The organism is Streptomyces flavofungini (assembly GCF_041028215.1).
GTDB classification, from domain to species: domain Bacteria; phylum Actinomycetota; class Actinomycetes; order Streptomycetales; family Streptomycetaceae; genus Streptomyces; species Streptomyces flavofungini_B.
Window position 1 is genome coordinate 1 of sequence record NZ_JASKYR010001076.1, and the last position, 1,805, is coordinate 1,805.

The 1,805-nt window shown below is 70.4% G+C and carries 1 protein-coding gene; it reads right to left on the reverse strand.

Going from position 1 to position 1,805, the window contains the following annotated elements:
- Positions 1-322 precede the first annotated feature (322 nt).
- A complete protein-coding gene (gene gabT / locus AB8Z36_RS38535) occupies positions 323-1,657 on the reverse strand; it encodes a 4-aminobutyrate--2-oxoglutarate transaminase (RefSeq protein WP_369218018.1) in 1,335 nt (444 codons plus the stop codon).
- Between the last annotated feature and the right edge of the window lie 148 nt (positions 1,658-1,805).

Below are 1,805 nucleotides of genomic sequence, written 5' to 3' on the forward strand. Positions count from 1 at the left end.
GGGGAGGCTCCGCCTTGGTGTCACCCACAGTCTCCTGTGGGCGGGGTGTTTCTCTCATCTGCAGAAACCGTACGGCAGGGAATGGGCGGCCGACAGGCACATCGGCATCCCGACATGGGGCTCGCACACCTTCTTCACACGCCCCGACGGTGGCCCGCTGCCACGGGGGCCTCGGCAGAGACCTCACGATGTGGTGTCCGTGCACGTCAGAGCGGGTGCCGGGGGGTGCGAGGGGGCCGGTCGCGGGCGCTGTCGCGGACTCGTGGACATGGCCGAGGCCCGTACGCGATTTCGTACGGGCCCCGTCCGGCGATGGCGTCGGTCAGACGCGGGCGAAGGCGCCCTCGATGATGTCCAGGCCCTCGTTCAGGAGGTCGTCGCCGATGACCAGCGGCGGCAGGAAGCGCAGCACGTTGCCGTACGTGCCGCAGGTCAGGACGAGCAGGCCCTCGGCGTGGCAGGCCTTGGCCAGCGCGGCGGTCGCCTCCGGGTTCGGCTCCTTGGTCGCGCGGTCCTTGACCAGCTCGATGGCGATCATCGCGCCACGGCCGCGGATGTCGCCGATGATGTCGAACTTCTCGGCCATCGCGGACAGCCGGGTCTTCATCGCCGACTCGATCGCCTTGGCCTTGGCGTTGAGGTCGAGCTCCTTCATCGTCTCGATGGCGCCGAGCGCACCGGCACAGGCGACCGGGTTGCCGCCGTAGGTGCCGCCGAGGCCGCCGGAGTGCGCGGCGTCCATGATCTCGGCGCGGCCCGTGACGGCGGCGAGCGGCAGGCCGCCCGCGATGCCCTTGGCCGTGGTGATCAGGTCGGGGACGATGCCCTCGTCCTCGCAGGCGAACCACTGGCCGGTGCGGCAGAAGCCGGACTGGATCTCGTCCGCGACGAAGACGATGCCATTGTCGTTGGCGTACTTCACGATCTCGGGCAGGAAGCCCTTGGCGGGCTCGATGAAGCCGCCCTCGCCGAGCACCGGCTCGATGATGATCGCGGCCACGTTCTCCGCGCCGACCTGCTTGCTGATCTGGTCGATGGCCTGCTTGGCGGCCTCGGGCCCGGCGTTCTCGGCGCCGGTCGGCCAGCGGTAGCCGTAGGCGACGGGCACGCGGTAGACCTCGGGCGCGAACGGGCCGAAGCCGTGCTTGTACGGCATGTTCTTGGCCGTCAGCGCCATCGTGAGGTTCGTGCGGCCGTGGTAGCCGTGGTCGAAGACGACGACGGCCTGGCGCTTGGTGTACGCACGGGCGATCTTGACGGCGTTCTCGACGGCCTCGGCGCCGGAGTTGAACAGCGCCGACTTCTTCTCGTGGTCGCCCGGCGTCAGCTCGGCGAGCGCCTCGGCGACGGCCACGTACCCCTCGTAGGGCGTGACCATGAAGCAGGTGTGCGTGAAGTCCGCGAGCTGGGCGGAGGCGCGGCGGACCACGGCCTCGGCGGAGGCGCCGACGGACGTCACGGCGATGCCGGAGCCGAAGTCGATCAGACGGTTGCCGTCGACGTCCTCGATGATGCCGCCACCCGCGCGGGCCGCGAAGACGGGCAGGACGGAGCCCACGCCGCCGGCGACCACGGCGGTACGGCGGGCCTGGAGCTCCTGCGACTTCGGGCCGGGGATGGCGGTGACGACGCGACGCTCCTGCGGGATCTCGCTCATGCGGGGCTCCTGTGTTCTGGGGGTGGGACGGCTGCCGCCGGCGGCGGATCCGGTTTTCGCCTGGGTTCCACGAGGGTTCTTGCGGTTCCTACGGGGGTTTCTTCGCAGATTAGGGGTGGCGCGCGGGCAGGGTCATGCTCCATCGGGG